This is a genomic window from Candidatus Symbiopectobacterium sp. NZEC135, from assembly GCF_025962695.1.
Map to the genome: position 1 here is coordinate 1 of NZ_JAGFPF010000744.1, position 990 is coordinate 990.

Below are 990 nucleotides of genomic sequence, written 5' to 3' on the forward strand. Positions count from 1 at the left end.
CCTCTATCTCGTTATCTTCAATTTTGGCATCTCTGATGCGCTTATTTTTGCGAACCTGATGTTGTAGCGATTCATATTTCTTTATCTTTCTGTCCAGCTGTTTTCTTTTTTCGAATATCGCCAGACGCTCCTGTTCACATTGTTCCTGTTCAAGAATTTTTTGAGATTTTTGAACTTTGATGTCCGCCAATTTTCTCTTGAGTGCACCCTGTCGCCGTTGTATCGCGAAGATTTTTGCTTTATTGGTTTCGCCTCCGGGATACAAACTTCGGCTGAGCATCTCAATGGCAGAGATCTCTTTTTCGTAGCTATCTATCTGGGTGATTAATGTGTTGTGCTCACTTTTTTTTCTATTGAGCAAAACATCATTACGTTGAATTTTTAATGCAACGTGCCCAACCAGCGTTTTCATCTCACGAAGCATGACGTATCATCTCATCAGTTATCGTATTGAAATCAGCGTGTTCATCGACACGTTGTTTTAGCCAGGCAAACAAGCGATCGCGTTTATTCATCGCGCGATCGTTCTCTTCATTCTCACCCGGTTGGTATTCGCCCAGATCGACAAAGAGTTGCAGCTCATCAATTTTTGCTAAAACGCGACGCAGTTCGCCCGCATAGTGAAGATGTTCACTGTCACAAACCCGATTCGCGACGCGACTAACGCTATTCAGCACATCAATCGCCGGATAGTGATTTTTGGCCGCCAATTTGCGACTCAGGTAGATATGCCCATCGAGGATTGAGCGAATCTCTTCCGCAATGGGATCGGGCTCATCATCACTTTCCAAAAGAATGGTGTAATAGGCCGTGATACTTCCCGTTTGGGTGACTCCCGGGCGTTCCAATAGCTTGGGCAAGGCATCAAATACCGAAGCCGGATAACCGCGCCGCGCCGGTGATTCGCCCGTTGCCAGCGCCACATCGCGTAGTGCCCTGGCATAACGCGTAATCGAATCCAGGAACAGCACGACATTCATGCCTGCGTCG

At 46.7% G+C, this 990-nt stretch carries 1 protein-coding gene and 1 pseudogene; both read right to left on the minus strand.

Going from position 1 to position 990, the window contains the following annotated elements; translation table 11 throughout:
- A partial coding sequence (locus tag J5224_RS30140) for a hypothetical protein (RefSeq protein WP_264628728.1) occupies positions 1 to 424 on the minus strand: 424 nt, incomplete at its 3' end.
- A pseudogene (locus J5224_RS30145) lies at positions 414 to 990 on the minus strand (EscN/YscN/HrcN family type III secretion system ATPase); the annotation flags it as partial. The pseudogene J5224_RS30145 and the gene J5224_RS30140, both read right to left, overlap by 11 nt.